A 14,394-nucleotide genomic window follows, 5' to 3' on the forward strand; every position below is an offset into this window, starting at 1 on the left:
GGCGGGGCGCACCATGACTTTGAAACGCTTGAGCGTAATGACGTTGGCTTTGGCCGCGCTAATTGCCCTGCCCTGCGCCGCGCAGGAAATCGTCGACGCCGCGCCGTCCAATACCCAGGCCGTTGCCGCCGGCGATGTCGCCACCGTCGCCGTCGCGCAATTGAACGACAAGGCCGACGCCGCCCAGGCTCAGGAAAAGGTCCAGCTTTACAAGCAGTTGATGGAACTCAACGGCATGTCGCGCAATATCCGCCTGGTCGTAAACAACACCAAGACGGCGACCAAGCTGATCGTGCTGCAACGCGCCGGCGGCCCTGCCCTGACACCGGCCCAGGACGCACGCTATAACACCATCGCCGACGGCGTCCTGAAGGACACGGAAAACAGCCTGATCAACGATATCGCCACGGCGCAGTCGCAGTCCTTCAGCACCGATGAAATCCAGCAATTGATCGTCGCCAATTCGTCGATCGCCGCCGCCAAATACAATGCCGGCAAGTTCCAGACACCCGACGCCAACGCCCAGGAAATCCAGGGCTATATGGTCGACGCGGTGATCAAGATCATCAAGACATTCACCCAATCGGTCGCCGGCTAAGGCGTTGTTTACAAGGCCTTCGGGGGGACCTGTGTTGTCAGTTCAAGTCAAAAGCGTTCTTGTTGCCACTGCGTTGGCCCTGTGCGCCACCGCCGCCGCGGCGCAAAACGTACCACCGCTCACGGCGGATCAGTCGAAACAGATCGACGACTATCTGAAACAGATGAAGGCGATGGCACATCCGCTGCCGGCTCCGGGCGCCGCGACCCAGGGGGCAGCCGCCGCGCCGGTCGCCTCCGCCGGCGATGAAACCGCGACCACACCCGACGCTGCATCGATCGGCGCCCTGCTGGCCCTGGCTCAACCGGCGACCGTTCCGACCGGCATCGCCTACGGCCTGTCGACCGGCCAGGGCGTCCAGCCGGCCCTGCCGGTTTCGACCGATCTCGACCGGCAAACCGCCCAGGCCATCGTCGCTGCCTTTCAGAATCCGAACGGCACGGCCGCCGACCAGGTCGCCCTGAACGCTGCGGCCGCCACCACCGACCCGGCCCTGGAAGAACGCATTTCGCTGGCCGAGACCATCTTCCACGTCGACGGTACCGAAGACCTGATCCGCCACTTCGTCGCCACCGAGCACATGAAGCTGATCATTGCCGAGGTCGCCAACCACATCGACTTCACCAAACTGTCCGAGAACGACAAGTACCGCCTGTCCGCCATTGCCGCCGTTGCTCAGACCGAGCTCGAAGACAAGATCATCCGCATGAACGCCAAGATTCAGGCCAATGGTTTGAGCAAGCCGGAACTGATGCAACTGATCGTCGCCTACGATATCGACGCCCAGCGCAAGTTGACCCAGATGCGGTTGCACGATGACGGCAAGCAGGACCGCGCCGCCGACCTCGACATTCACATCGCGCAATATCAGATCGTCAAGGCCTTCGAAGCCGGCGAATAGGAAACGTCCCTGCGGCAGCTCCGGTCGAAAAAGATGGCCATAGCGGGCATTGCGCCTTAAGCTGACCTTCCCGCCGTCACCAAAGCGATTGTCATGATGTCCCTTTTCCGCCTTGCCACCGTCATCGCTTTAGGTCTCGCCCTGACAACCGGAGCCGCCTCGGCCGCCACGGTCTATACCGGCGATAGCGTCGACGGCGCGAAAGTAATCGACAAGCTCGATATCGCCGACCAACCGGCAGGCACCACCCATTTGTGGTTTCGTGTCGCCGACACCTCGATCGGTCAGGGGTGGTACGTGCCGGTCGTCGTCATTAAGGGCGCCAAGCCCGGTCCGCGACTGCTGCTAACGGCCGGTATCCACGGCGATGAGTTGAACGGCATTGCCGTCATCCAGCGATTGGCGGCGACGATCGATCCGAAGGCCATCAGCGGCGCCATCGTCGCCGTGCCCGGCCTGAATACGCCCGGCCTGCTGCATTCGACGCGCGGCTTCACCGCCGACGAGATCGGCACCAATGGTGACAATCTCAATCGCGTCATGCCCAATCCGGCCGAAACCTTCAGCCCCGACAGCGGCGGTGTCGCGACGCGCTATGCCGGCCGGTTATGGTCGCAGCTGTTCATCGGCAATGCCGATTACGCCATCGACTTCCATACCCAATCGCGCGGTGGCCAGTATCCGGCCTATGTCTTCGCCCAGACCAAGGGCGCGCGGCAATTGGCCGACCTGCTGCGTCCCGACGTCATCAATATGGATCCCGGCATCGACGGCGCTCTGGAAAACATGCTCAATGCCGCCGGCATCACCGCCGTGACCTACGAGCTGGGGGCGCCGGAACGCTTCGATGGCGATACGGTCGCCCACGCGGTCACGGGGGTGCGCAACATCCTCATGAATAAGGGCATGCTGAGCGGCAAGCCCGACCTGTCGGCGCCGCCGCCCTTCGTCGGCAATGAAATCAACGACATCACCAGCCCGCGCGGCGGATGGGCGCACCTCCTGGTTCACCTCGGTCAGGACGTCAGGACGGGCGATCCGCTCGCCACGATCACCGATCCCTTCGGTACGACCATCGCAACTCTTACCGCGCCTTCGGCCGGCCGCGTGCTGTCCCTGGCGACCGACCCGCGCACCGAGCCCGGCGACATGGTCGTGCGCCTGATCGACTGGAACGACGCCTTGCCGTGCAAGGCCGACGGCTGCCCGGACACCGCGACCATGGCAGCCGATTAAAATGGCGCCCGACTAAGTCACACAACATGCAAAATATCACCACCGCCAATCCCGCTCAGCCGGCGCTTGCCGAAGCTTCCGCCGCCTTGCAACAGGGCCGGCCGGACAAGGCCGTGCTGGCCGCGCGGCGTGCCGCAGCCTTGGACCCCAACGCCTTGCAAGCCTGGTGGCTGTGGGGTCTGGCGGCCATCGAAATCTACGCCTTCGCCGAAGCCGAGGCGGCTCTGGAAGAAGGCGCCAAACGCCTGCCATCGGGTAATCCCGCGCTGGCGCGCTTCCTGACTCAACGGGCGCGCGCCTTGATCCCGCTCGGCAAGGGCAGTGAGGCGGTCACCCTGGTCCATCAGGCGCTCGCTGAACTGGACAAGACCGGCACGGCCGACGCCGCCACCCTGCACCTGTTGGCGACCAGCCTGTCCCATGCCACGCGTGAGGCGGAAGCCCTGCCGCTCCTGGTCAGGGCCACCGAGATGGAGCCGCACGTTGCCGCCTATTGGTCCGAGCGCGGCGACATCGAGCAGTTTTTCGGCCGGCTGGACGACGCCGAACGCAGTTTCGAAGCCGCCATCGCCGGCCAGCCCCAGCCCTATTGGGGTGCCCATTTCGCCCTGTCGCGGCTGAAACGCTGGACACCCGAGCATAATCATATCGAACGGCTGAAGGCGACCCCGGCCGTCCATCCGCTCGATGCCGCGCGCCAGGGCTATGCCCTGTTCAAGGAGTTGAACGATATCGGCGATTATGCCCAGGCGTGGGAGTGGCTGCAAAAGGGCGCCGAAGCCGCCCAACGGCAGCCGGTGACGCCGCGCAACCCGAAATGGTCAGCGGAAGACGAACGCGAGACTGTGGCGGCGTGGAAGCGTTTCTTCCCGGTGGAACGTTTTGCCGGCGTGCCGCCGCGTCCATCCAAGGGCCAGCGCCGGATCTTCATCGTCGGTCTGCCGCGGTCCGGCACGACCTTGGTCGAGCGCATCCTGTCGGCGCACAGCCAGGTCCAGGGTCTGGGCGAATTGCAGACCTTTCCCGCCGCGACCAAGCTGATGTCCGGAGCCCAGGGCTGGCGTCTGGTCGACGCGGAAACCATTGCTGCGGCGGCGCAGGTCGACCCGCAGGCCATCGCCGATTTCTACAATGCTGAGACCGCCTATCTCAGCGACGGCAGCCCGTGCGCCACCGACAAGCTGCCGCACAATTCCGACTATGCCGGCCTGATCCGTCTGGCCTATCCCGACGCCGCCATCGTCCATGTCCGGCGCGAGCCGCTCGACGCCCTGTTCGGCGCCTATAAGCTGCATTTCGCCGCCAATTGGTCGTTTTCGCTCGACGATATCGCCGACCATTACGCCAATTACCGCGAACTAATGCAGCATTGGCAGGCGTGCCTGGGCGACGGCTTGATCGATATCTCGTTGGAGGCCTTGATCGCCGACCCGGAGCCGCAGATCCGCCGCCTGCTCGACGCCTGCGGCCTGCCGTTCGAAGAGGCCTGCTTGCGACCGCACGAGGCCGGCGGGGCCGTAGCGTCGGCCAGTTCGTCCCAGGTGCGCAAGCCGATCAATGCCGAGGGCGTCGGCGCCTGGCGGCTCTATGCCGTGGGTTTGACGCCCCTGCGCGATCGTTTGGAAGCTATGGACGCGATCGACTCGGCCGGGCGAGGGATAGGCTGATACGAGATTCGGAGTAGCCGGGGCTGTATTCGGAGAAAATCGACACTCCGAATAGCCTGAAATTGGGTTTTTGAAGTATTATATTACCTCATACCTTATGGCGCAGCAGACGCAAAAGTCATGCCCACTGCCGTTGCCATTATAGCACGGCCTATAGTCCGCTCCTCATTCGGAGCGCCGGTTTTCCCTGAAATAGGCCCGCTCTACTCCGAATCTCAACGGAGCTCAGGCGTTCCCATGAGGAACCACGCCCGCGCGATCCGCCCGTCGCGGAATGCATAGATCGCGACCACATCGATCTCGCCGACGCCTTCGGGGAAGTTGCGCGTTACCCGCTCGGTATCGACGACCCGATCGGCCAGGACCAGCCGGCTGACCAGATGGGCGTGGAGATCGGGCTCCTGAAACCGCGCCACGTGGCGCGCCCGGATATCGGCATGGCCCTTGGCCAATAGCGTATCGGGATGGGCATAGATCTCGGCGTCTTCGGCCCAGAACGCCAGAAATCCATCGATATCCTTGGCATTATAGGCATCGAGCTGGCCGCGCACGATATCCTCGGGACTCATCTCTGTTCCTCGACCAGGCGGTTGGAGGCCTCTTCCAGGCGCGCCTTCATCTCGGTCATCAGCTCGCCGCGCTTCATGCCGGCCGGCAGGGGCGGCAGGAATTCGAAGACGATGGTGCCCGGTTTGCGGTCGATGCCGTGGCCCGGCCAGAATTGTCCGCTATTGGTCGCCAGCAGATGGCACGGCGTATCGAGCTCGCGATAGAGCGCCGCCACGCCGGGTTTATATTGCGGATCGTCGCCAGGATTGGAGCGTGTGCCTTCGGGAAAGATCAGGACCTGGCGCGCTTCCTTCAGACGCTCGCGCGTCAGGATCACCATCTGTTTCAACGCCTTGGCGGCATCGGCGCGCACGATCGGCACCATCCGCGCCCGCCAGGCGAACCAGCCGAAAAACGGCAGGTAGATCAATTCCTTCTTCAGGACGTAGCACGGATCCTTCAGCACGGTGAAAGGCGCGATGGTGTCCAGCATGCTCATATGCTTGCCGGCGATCAGGGCGGCGCCGGTCGGCCGGTGTTCCAGGCCGCGGAATTCGATCTTGATGCCGACGATGAAGCGCGCGCCCAGGACGATGGAATGGGCCCACGAGCGGATCACCCACATGGCGACGAATCGCGGGAACAGGAGCAGCGGCGACAGGCCCAGTCCGAAGACCAGCATCGAGCCGTACATCCACAGCATGAAAAGCAGCGACCGCAGCCGTGTAATCAGTTTCACGAAGCTTTACTCGCCGAGGCGCTGCCAGAAGCACTTCCGGAGGCACTGCCGGAGGAAACGTTCGACGACGTGCTGCTGACCGCGTCTTCCGAGCCAGGCGCCTTCTTGACCTCGCCCTTGTCGCCGAAAGCGCGCGACAGGCTGAGGACGGCGTCGCGGCCCATAATGGCGAGGTATTTGCAATATTCGACGACGATAATGCGTTCGCCCTTGCGCGACTTCCACCAGCCGCGGGCGTCGAGATCCGGCGTCGCCACCGGATAGGGAATGAATTTGGCGTCGGGCATGTCGGCCTTCAGCTCCAGCAGGGAGCGCGGCATATGATAGTCCGAGGTCACGACGATCAGGGTGTAGAAGTCGTGGCCGCGCGCCCAGTCGGCGATTTCACGGGCATTGCCGACGGTGTTTTCGGCTTCGTAACCCAGGTCGACGCAGCATTCGTACAGGCGCTTCGAGCCTTCGGTAACGTCGAGCAGTTCCGGCCGCTTGACTTCGGGATTGACCCCGGAAATGAACAAACGCTGGCCCTTGCGCCGTTCCAGCAGGCGCATGCCTTCCTTGAGACGCAGATCCGAGGCGCCGGTCAGGACAACGATGGCGTCGGCAGGATCCTCGGGTTCGACGGCGGGAGTGGAATCGATGACGCGGTCGGCAAACACGAAAAGCCCCGCCAACCACAGCAGGACGACCACGCCCAAGGCGATGAGGCTGCGCATGTGTTTAATTTCCGCCTCCCCTCAAAATTTTGGCCCTCAAGACCGAGCCCCGTCATTGGCCAGCAACCGCAAAGTGACGAAACGCGCCGTAACCGCGCCGATCAGAGCGACCAGCAGCGGGCAAGGTATTAATATTAACAGGTCCTGCCATGAAAAGGGAAGAGCCATCGCGAAGCTTTGTGAACTGCCTGTGACTTTTATGATAGTCATGACGATCGCGGCTATGATGGCGCCCAGCAGGCCCGACTCGAACGACATGCGGGCAAAGCGGTATTGGAACAGCCGCGCCACGAAGAGATCGCTGGCGCCGCACAGCGACAGGACCTCGACGATATTGGCCCGCGCCGTCAGCCCGGCACGTGTCGCGAAGCCGACCACCGCCGCTGTCGCCGAGCCGATGATGAAGAAAATACCGAAAGAAATCAACCGGATGGTCAGGGCACTCTGCTCGACGTCCTTCAGCCAGACGCTGTGATCGTCGAGGCTGCCGTCGATATCGTTGGCTGTCATGGCGTCGAGCAAATCCTTGGGCTTGGCCGGCGTCTTGGGGTCGAGCTTGACCTCGACAAGATTGGGAATCGGCAGGTCGTCGAGTATGGCGTCGCCCAACCATGGCTTGATCAGGGCCTTGGCTTTTTCCGGTTCGATGGCGGTCACTTCTCCGACACCCTCGACGCCGGCGAGGACTTCGGCGGCCTTGGCGGCGGCAACCGAGCCGCTTTCCAGTCCCGACGGGCGGACCTGGACCGTCACTTCGGAACGAATATCGCGCGACCAGCCTTGCGCCGCGCGGTCCGACGCCAGGGTGACGAGCGCTGCCAGGCAGGCCAGGACGCACAGGACGCCGATGACATAATGCAGGGCGATTTCGCGCTGATCCTGCTGGGGCAGCAGATTGTGCGCCTTCATGGAGGACAGGCGCGACGGCGACTGGCTGTTCATGGCGCCGTCCCCGCATTGAGGTCGCGGCGCGACAAGTGGCCGCCTTTCAGTTCCAGGACAGGCATGCCCGAGGCGCGCACCAGGCTTTCGTCGTGGGTGGCGATCAAGACGGTGGCGCCCAGGCGATTGAGCTCAACGAACAAACGCATGATGCGCAAGCCCATGGCGTAGTCGATATTGCCGGTCGGTTCGTCGGCCAGGATCAGGGTCGGCCGCGTCACGACGGCGCGCGCAATGGCGAGGCGTTGTTTCTCGCCGCCCGACAGGACGTGCGGCATGGCGTGCAGGCGGCTTTTTAACCCCACCCAGGTCAGGAGTTCGGTGACATCGTCGCGATAGCTTTTGAAATGGCCGCCATGGACGAACAAAGGCAGGGCGGCATTGTCGAAGACATTGAGATGTTCCAGCAGGCGGAATTCCTGGAAAACGATGCCCAGTCGCTGGCGCAGGGCGGCGCTTTGCGCCCGGTCGTGCGGCTGAACCGTCTCGCCGAACAGGGCGATTTCGCCGAAGGTCGGCTTTTGCGCCAGGTAGATCATCTTCAGCAGCGACGTCTTGCCCGAACCCGACGGTCCGGTCAGGAAGTGGAAAGAGCCGGCCGGCAGGGTGAAGTTGAGGTTTTTAAGGATGAGATCGTCTTCGTCGACGCCCATGGCCAGGGACTTCGGCATGCCCAGATCGTAGCCCAGGGATACGTCGCGAAACGTCACGACGGCCGCGTCATCGCGCGTCACGTCGGCAGTTGGCGAAATCCGGGCGGGTGTCGAAGGCATCGGGTCCTTATATGGTTAACCAGCTTGATCAGTTATTAAGACTTTTGCGACCATAAAGTTAAAAACCTGTTCTGGTAACGGCTTTTTTGCATTGATTCGGCGTCCACAGTTTAACTGATCATGATCCTTAGCTGCCCCTCCTGCGCGACGCGTTACACGATCGATGAGTCCCAATTGGGGCCGGCGGGCCGCACCGTGCGCTGCACGGCGTGCAAGACGACCTGGCACGCCGAAAAACCTGAAATACCGATCGACCTGTCGTTCAGCGACGTGCGCAAACCCGAGCGGGTCGAGGACCTGCAATCGGTCAAGGCCAAGGTCCTGCCGCATACCTATCGCGCCCTGATCGAAGACAAGAAGCGCGCCAAGGCCTTGACGGCGCAAGGTCTGGTCTGGGCCGGCCTCGGTTCCGTGGCGGTGCTGATCCTGGCCATCGGCTTCTTCCTGCGTGTCGATATCGTCAGTGCCTTCCCCAGTGTCGCCGGTGCCTATGCCATGGTCGGCGCTAAGGTTAATCCGACCCATCTCGACTTTGTTACGACCTCGATGGACCGCGGCGTCAAGGGCGGCCGTTTCGTAGTCACCGTGAAAGCCCAGATCCGCAATACCAGCGACAAGCCCGTGCCGGTGCCGCCAGTGCGCGTCAAGCTGCGCGACACCACCTTGCAGCAGTTCGACACCGTGCTGATGCCCGCCGGCGGCCTGGTTGTCGGGCCGGGCGCCACGCGGACCTTGCTGTTCGATGTGCGCGACCCGATGAACAAGGCCGCCGCCATCGATCTCGATTTCGATCTCGTCGCCATGAAAAAGATGAAGTCGCATTCGGCGCCGCACGCCGCGGCCGACGAAAATACGCATGAGCCCGCCTCCGAAGACGGTGAAGCTGAACATGGCAATCCGGAACAAGGCGCGGAACCGGCTACAGAAGCCTCGCCGGTCGCGGAAAACATGACGGACACCGGCCACGGTCTCGACGGCGACAATAGTGTTGACGGCGGCGACAGCGTGACGCAAGACGGAGGGGCGCAAGAGGGGGGTGCGCAACATGATGCACACGACCAGCCTGTCTCCAACCGCACCCTGCCATCCTTGAGACCCGCCTTGCACGATGACATTGCCTCGACCGACACCCCCAAGCTCCACGGCGCCAAATCCTGACATGGCGCCCGCTGTCCTGCTCAGCGAAAGCGAAGTCCAGGAACGCGTCCAGGTTCTCGCCGACCTTATGGTCGACTATATCAGGCCCAATTGCGTCGGTGTCTGCCTGCTGACCGGCGGCATCTGGTTCGCCGCCGATCTCAGCCGCGCGCTCAATCGGGCCGGCCGCGACATCGCCTTTGACGCACTATGGCTGTCTTCCTATGCCGATGGCCGCGAGAGCAGCGGCACCATGCTGATTCGCGCGCCCCTGCAGCGTTCGGTCGAGGGCCGTCAGGTTCTGATCATGGACGATGTGCTGGATACCGGGGCATCGTTGAATATCGCTCGGGAGATCGCGTTGGAAGCCGGCGCCGCCGAGGTGCTGACCGCGGTTTTCGCCCGCAAGCCCGACCCGTTGAAAGATGGCGCGCGGCGAGAGACCGAGGCCGATTTCACCGCCTGGGACGCGCCGGCAAGGTATTTGGTGGGTTACGGATTGGACGATGGCGGCAAGTACCGCGCCCTGCCCTATATCGGCGCGCTGGATTAACTTGAATTGTACGCCAATGGCGTATATGTATCATCCTATGGAATTCGTTGAGACGCCGACCTTCACACGTTTGGTAACGGCCTTGCTGTCCGACAATGAATATCGCGGTTTGCAGAACGACCTACTCGAGACTCCTGACCTTGGCGACCTTATCAGGGGCGGCGGCGGTATCCGAAAAATGCGCTTTGCCGCCCAAGGACGCGGCAAGAGTGGCGGCGTCCGGGTTATCTATTACTGGCTGAAGGACAATCACCAGATCTATATGTTGGTTATCTACCCCAAGTCCCAAAAGGACACCCTAAGCGACAAGGAAGTCGCCATTCTGGCCCAACTGGTAAAGGCGTTATAGTGATGGACAAAGAGCTGTTTGACGATCTGGTACAAAGCTTGAAAGAAGCCGGCGATATCTCGGCCGGCAAGGCTGAGGCGTCGCGCCGCTTTAAGCTGGAAGCCCCCGATGCCAAGGATGCGCGCGAAAAAATGGGCTTGTCGCAGGGCGAATTCGCCAAGCTGATGCGGGTCAGCGTCAAAACATTGCAGAACTGGGAACAACATCGCCGCAAGCCAACCGGCCCCGCAGCCGCTTTGCTCAAGATAGTGTCCGCAGCGCCGGAAGTTGCGTTGAAGTCGCTGCACGGCTGAAGATTAATCTGAAGTCCTGCTCGAGTTCACGATCTTTGAAAGTGCGTGTCAGCGATTATGCCGGCGAAAATCGCTGACACGCCCAAAAGCATGAACACCACAAAAACCATATGACTGATAACAGTTGCACGGAATAAGATCGGATCTTCGTGTCTGTCGAAACCCAAGACCTTACCGGTCTTGTAGGCCTTGATAATCGCCTGCACGGAAAGCCATGTGAGCCCAATCCAACCCAGCAAAACAAGGATTGGAAATATCCAGGACAATATTGATTGGCTGCCCAAGGCCCTACTTCCGCGCCAGGCTCATATCGGCGAAATGGCTGTGGTCACCGAACAGGCAAAAGCCGCTCTCGACGCGCGACCACGGCACCGGGCCCATGATCAGAAAACCCAGCAGGGCCGCCACCAGGGCGACATAGCGCAGGGCGAACGGATCGGATTCGGCAATGCCGGCCTTGGGCTTACCGATGCGCAAGGACGGTTGCTCGACTTCATGGCGCATGCCGATCAGGCGCTCGGGCTTGACGCCGTTATCGACCGCCAGGCGGGTATTGAGCTCGGTAAAGGTCGGCATACGGAAATGCAGCAGGGCGCGCACCGATACCATCAAGGCGACGACGAAACCGGCGGCGACGATCGCCAGATGCAGGGGCTTCGACATATGCAGGAACAGGCCCCATTGGCCGGCGACGGCAATGATGAAAGCCAGCAGGGCGTAGGGAAACAGGGCCGGCAGCAGACGTTCCCACATCATCACCAACCGCGTGCCGAACAGACCGCGGTTAAGAGGTGATAGGGCCGAAGGCTTTCTGCCGGTCATCGCGATTACCCCCATGCAACTACGCGCTGGCGACGCGCGGACCCGGCCGCAGCCAGTCCGGCAGCGGTTCACGCGCCATCATCTCATCATAACTCGGGCGAGGACGCACGACCGCCCAGTCTGCGTCACGCACCAACACCTCCGGCGCGAGCGGACGCGAATTATATTCGCTTCCCATGACGGCTCCATAGGCGCCGGCGGTCATGAAGGCGACCAAGTCGCCCTCTTTCAGCACCGGCAGTTCACGGCCGCGGGTGAAGGTGTCACCGGTTTCGCAGACGGGGCCGACGACGTCATAGGTGTCGGTGGCATCGTCGACGGGGGCTGCGACGGGGCGGATGTCGTGGAAGGCGTCGTAGAGCGCCGGACGCAGGAGATCGTTCATCGCTGCGTCGAGCACCAGGAACTTCTGGCCCGATTCGCTGCGTTCATGGACGTGGACAACGCGCGACACCAGGACGCCGGCATTGGCGGCGATCAGCCGGCCGGGCTCGAACGTATAACGCACGCCGAGATTGCCGACGGCCAGCGCGGCCATCTCGGCATAGTCGGTGACGCTGGCCGGCTCTTTTTGATTGAAATAGGGCACGCCCAGGCCGCCGCCGAGGTCGAGGCGTTCGACGCTCAAACCGTTGGCGCGCAGTTGTTCGACCCAGCCGCGCATCAGCGAAAATGCCGACTGCAGCGGTGTCAGGTCGGTGATCTGGCTGCCGATATGGCAGGCGATCCCCATGGGCGCCAGATAGCGGTGGGCCGAGGCTTCGGCATAAAGTGCCAGGGCTTCTTCGGCCGAGATGCCGAACTTGTCCTTGGCGCCGCCGGTAGTGATCTTGGCGTGACCGCCGGCGCCGACGCCGGGATTGATACGGATGACGACCGGCGCCACCATGTTGAGCGAGGCCGCGACCGCCGCCAGCCGTTCCAGCTCGGGGCGCGATTCGACGTTCATCTGGTAGATGCCGGCCTTCAAGGCAAACGCCATTTCGGAGTCGCGCTTACCGACGCCGGAAAAGACGATCTTGTGGGCTGGAATCCCCGCCTTCAAGGCCTTGCGAATCTCGCCTTCGCTGACCGTATCGGCGCCGCAGCCCATCAGGCCGAGCGTGCGCAAAACGCCGAGATTGGAATTGGCCTTCATGGCGTAGGCGATCAGCGGCGCCTCGCCCTTGGGGCTGACCAGGGCCGGCTGGGCACCCAGCGCCGACGAAAAGACGCCATAGTGCCGTTCCAGGGTAGCGGACGAATAGACATAGAGAGGCGTACCGACCGTGTCCGCGAGGTCCTTCAGGGGAACTTGCTCGCAGTGTAGCTGGCCGCCGGCGTAATCGAAGTGGTTCATTTAGTGCGAGGCGGGATCGTTGTTGTTGAATGTGGTGGCGTTGCCGAAGCCTTCGAGCGGGGCATTCTCGATCTTCTTGTTGCCGCGGTAAGGATCCGGCATCTTGTTCTTGTCATTGGCGTCCGGCAGGGCGCGTTCGGTGTCGCGCGACGCCGATTCCGACGTCGTGACCGTCGTGCCGCCATCGGCGTTTTGCGACGACGACCAGCTCGACTTGGCCTTGTCACCGAACATCGGCGGCGCCTGGTCCAGCGTACCCAGCTTACCGCACGCCGACAACGCCATCGCTCCCGCCAGAAGCACGGCCGCGGTCAGCGCCGAGGTCATCACGAAGCGGGTCTTTTTAGCGGTCATCATGAGCGTTGATCCTTCCAGCGCTGAATTTGCAGTCGAACCTGATCCGGCGCCGTGCCGCCGTAGGACTGGCGGGAGGCGGCCGAAGCTTCAGGTGTTAAAACCTTATACACATCCTCTGTGATCCTGGCTTCCAGATTTTGTAAGTCTGTTAAGGTTAGTTGCGCCAAATCCACACCCAGGGATTCCGCCCGCTTGACCGCCGCCCCGGTAATATGGTGAGCATCGCGGAACGGAATGTTCAGTGTACGGACCAACCAGTCGGCCAGGTCAGTCGCGGTCGAATATCCGGCGCCCGCCGCCGCCTGCATTTTGGCCTTATCGGCTTTAAGATCCAATACCATTCCAGTCATGGCGCGCAGCGCCAGATCCAGCGCGTCGAAGGCTTCGAAGACCGGCGGCTTGTCTTCCTGCATGTCCTTGGAATAGGCGAGCGGCAGGCCCTTCATCACCATGGACAGTGCGATCAGCGAGCCGGTGATGCGGCCGGTCTTGGCGCGGACCAGCTCGGCTGCGTCGGGGTTGCGCTTTTGCGGCATGATCGACGAGCCGGTCGAAAAGGCGTCGGACAGGCGGACGAAACCGAATTGCGGCGTCGTCCAGATGACGATCTCCTCGGCCAGGCGCGATAGATGGCCGGCGCAGATAGCGGCGTGGCCCAGGGCTTCGAGGGCGAAATCGCGCGCCGACACGCCGTCGAGGCTGTTGCCCATGGGACGGTCGAAGCCCAAGGCCTGACTGGTGGCGAAGCGATCGATGGGAAACGGCGAACCGGCCAGGGCCGCCGAACCCAGCGGATTTTCGTTCATGCGGGCGCGGGCATCGGCAAAGCGCGAGCGGTCGCGGCCGAACATCTCGACATAGGCCATGAGATGGTGGCCGAAGGTCACCGGCTGAGCCGGCTGCAGGTGGGTAAAGCCCGGCATCAGGCTGTCGGCATGTTCCTCGGCGCGCTTCAGCAGGGCGCCTTGCAGGTCGAACAATTGCTGGATGGTGGTATCGACGGCGTCGCGCACCCACAGGCGGAAATCGGTCGCCACCTGGTCGTTGCGCGAACGCGCCGTGTGCAGCCGGCCGGCCACGGGCCCGATCAATTCGCGCAGGCGAGCCTCGACATTCATGTGAATGTCTTCGAATTCGTGGCGGAAAGGAAACACGCCGGCCTGAATCTCGGCTTCGCAGGTCGCCAAACCGGCGTCTATGGTTTGGGCATCCTCGGAACTTATGATAGCTTGGCGGGCCAGCATGGCGGCGTGGGCGCGGGAACCTTTAAGGTCCTGCTGCCACAAGCGTTTGTCGACATCGATGGAGACATTGATGGCTTGCATAATTTCGTCGGGTCGGGCACTAAAACGTCCGCCCCACATTTTTTGGCCCGGCGCACCGCCGGCGGGGGCCCCAGAATCGCTGGGTTTTGGGGAGCTTT

Annotated in this window: 17 protein-coding genes; 8 read left to right on the plus strand and 9 right to left on the minus strand. The window is 62.5% G+C overall.

Annotated elements, in window-relative coordinates; all coding sequences use genetic code 11:
- The first annotated feature begins 13 nt into the window (after positions 1 to 13).
- From AC1DX3_RS05740 to AC1DX3_RS05755, 4 genes are all read left to right on the plus strand, one after another.
- On the plus strand, positions 14 to 598 hold the full coding sequence (locus AC1DX3_RS05740) for a hypothetical protein (RefSeq protein ID WP_476988287.1): 585 nt from the start codon (positions 14 to 16) through the stop codon (positions 596 to 598).
- A 31-nt stretch (positions 599 to 629) separates the two neighbouring features.
- Positions 630 to 1,499: a hypothetical protein gene (locus AC1DX3_RS05745; protein WP_476988288.1), complete on the plus strand. Its 870-nt coding sequence runs from the start codon at positions 630 to 632 to the stop codon at positions 1,497 to 1,499.
- A gap of 93 nt (positions 1,500 to 1,592) precedes the next feature.
- Complete coding sequence (locus AC1DX3_RS05750; RefSeq protein ID WP_476988289.1) at positions 1,593 to 2,735, plus strand: succinylglutamate desuccinylase/aspartoacylase family protein; 1,143 nt, start codon at positions 1,593 to 1,595, stop codon at positions 2,733 to 2,735.
- A 26-nt stretch (positions 2,736 to 2,761) separates the two neighbouring features.
- Complete coding sequence (locus tag AC1DX3_RS05755) at positions 2,762 to 4,402, plus strand: tetratricopeptide repeat-containing sulfotransferase family protein (protein WP_476988290.1); 1,641 nt, start codon at positions 2,762 to 2,764, stop codon at positions 4,400 to 4,402.
- 215 nt (positions 4,403 to 4,617) lie between these two features.
- Here the strand turns inward: AC1DX3_RS05755 and AC1DX3_RS05760 are convergent, their stop codons facing one another.
- The 5 genes from AC1DX3_RS05760 to AC1DX3_RS05780 are packed head-to-tail and all read right to left on the minus strand — an operon-like array spanning position 4,618 to position 8,121.
- Positions 4,618 to 4,971, minus strand: a complete 354-nt coding sequence (locus tag AC1DX3_RS05760) for a nuclear transport factor 2 family protein (RefSeq protein WP_476988291.1) — start codon at positions 4,969 to 4,971, stop codon at positions 4,618 to 4,620.
- Positions 4,968 to 5,681 carry a lysophospholipid acyltransferase family protein gene (locus tag AC1DX3_RS05765; RefSeq protein ID WP_476988951.1) on the minus strand — a complete coding sequence of 238 codons (714 nt, stop codon included), beginning with the start codon at positions 5,679 to 5,681 and terminating at the stop codon, positions 4,968 to 4,970. The genes AC1DX3_RS05760 and AC1DX3_RS05765 overlap by 4 nt, the downstream gene beginning before the upstream one ends.
- Positions 5,682 to 5,686: 5 nt before the next feature.
- Positions 5,687 to 6,406, minus strand: a complete 720-nt coding sequence (locus AC1DX3_RS05770) for a YdcF family protein (protein WP_476988292.1) — start codon at positions 6,404 to 6,406, stop codon at positions 5,687 to 5,689.
- A gap of 36 nt (positions 6,407 to 6,442) precedes the next feature.
- Complete coding sequence (locus tag AC1DX3_RS05775; protein ID WP_476988293.1) at positions 6,443 to 7,348, minus strand: cell division protein FtsX; 906 nt, start codon at positions 7,346 to 7,348, stop codon at positions 6,443 to 6,445.
- A complete protein-coding gene (locus AC1DX3_RS05780; protein WP_476988294.1) occupies positions 7,345 to 8,121 on the minus strand; it encodes a cell division ATP-binding protein FtsE in 777 nt (258 codons plus the stop codon). The genes AC1DX3_RS05775 and AC1DX3_RS05780 overlap by 4 nt, the downstream gene beginning before the upstream one ends.
- Positions 8,122 to 8,241: 120 nt before the next feature.
- Here AC1DX3_RS05780 and AC1DX3_RS05785 point away from each other — a divergent pair, with 120 nt between their 5' ends.
- From AC1DX3_RS05785 to nadS, 4 genes are read left to right on the plus strand one after another with little or no spacing between them, the layout of a single operon-like run.
- The gene (locus tag AC1DX3_RS05785) at positions 8,242 to 9,279 is read left to right on the plus strand and encodes an MJ0042-type zinc finger domain-containing protein (RefSeq protein ID WP_476988295.1); all 1,038 of its coding nucleotides are present in this window, start codon (positions 8,242 to 8,244) and stop codon (positions 9,277 to 9,279) included.
- Position 9,280: 1 nt separating this feature from the next.
- Positions 9,281 to 9,811 carry a phosphoribosyltransferase gene (locus tag AC1DX3_RS05790; protein WP_476988296.1) on the plus strand — a complete coding sequence of 177 codons (531 nt, stop codon included), beginning with the start codon at positions 9,281 to 9,283 and terminating at the stop codon, positions 9,809 to 9,811.
- 37 nt (positions 9,812 to 9,848) lie between these two features.
- Positions 9,849 to 10,160, plus strand: coding sequence for a type II toxin-antitoxin system RelE/ParE family toxin (locus AC1DX3_RS05795; RefSeq protein WP_476988297.1), 312 nt, complete (start codon positions 9,849 to 9,851; stop codon positions 10,158 to 10,160).
- 2 nt (positions 10,161 to 10,162) lie between these two features.
- Complete coding sequence (gene nadS / locus AC1DX3_RS05800) at positions 10,163 to 10,453, plus strand: NadS family protein (protein WP_476988298.1); 291 nt, start codon at positions 10,163 to 10,165, stop codon at positions 10,451 to 10,453.
- Between the two features lie 288 nt (positions 10,454 to 10,741).
- On the opposite strand, the gene AC1DX3_RS05805 is transcribed toward nadS, so the two are convergent.
- Genes AC1DX3_RS05805 through argH form a run of 4 tightly spaced genes read right to left on the minus strand, consistent with a single transcriptional unit; the run spans position 10,742 to position 14,335 of the window.
- Entirely contained in the window at positions 10,742 to 11,275 is a 534-nt protein-coding gene (locus tag AC1DX3_RS05805; protein WP_476988299.1) for a DUF4175 family protein, read from the minus strand.
- 19 nt (positions 11,276 to 11,294) lie between these two features.
- Complete coding sequence (lysA, locus tag AC1DX3_RS05810) at positions 11,295 to 12,614, minus strand: diaminopimelate decarboxylase (protein WP_476988300.1); 1,320 nt, start codon at positions 12,612 to 12,614, stop codon at positions 11,295 to 11,297.
- Positions 12,615 to 12,971: a hypothetical protein gene (locus tag AC1DX3_RS05815; RefSeq protein WP_476988301.1), complete on the minus strand. Its 357-nt coding sequence runs from the start codon at positions 12,969 to 12,971 to the stop codon at positions 12,615 to 12,617.
- On the minus strand, positions 12,968 to 14,335 hold the full coding sequence (gene argH / locus AC1DX3_RS05820; RefSeq protein ID WP_476988952.1) for an argininosuccinate lyase: 1,368 nt from the start codon (positions 14,333 to 14,335) through the stop codon (positions 12,968 to 12,970). Before argH ends, AC1DX3_RS05815 begins: the two co-directional genes overlap by 4 nt.
- Positions 14,336 to 14,394: the final 59 nt, after the last annotated feature.

The sequence above is a fragment of the Asticcacaulis sp. P2_B1 genome (genome assembly GCF_056404915.1).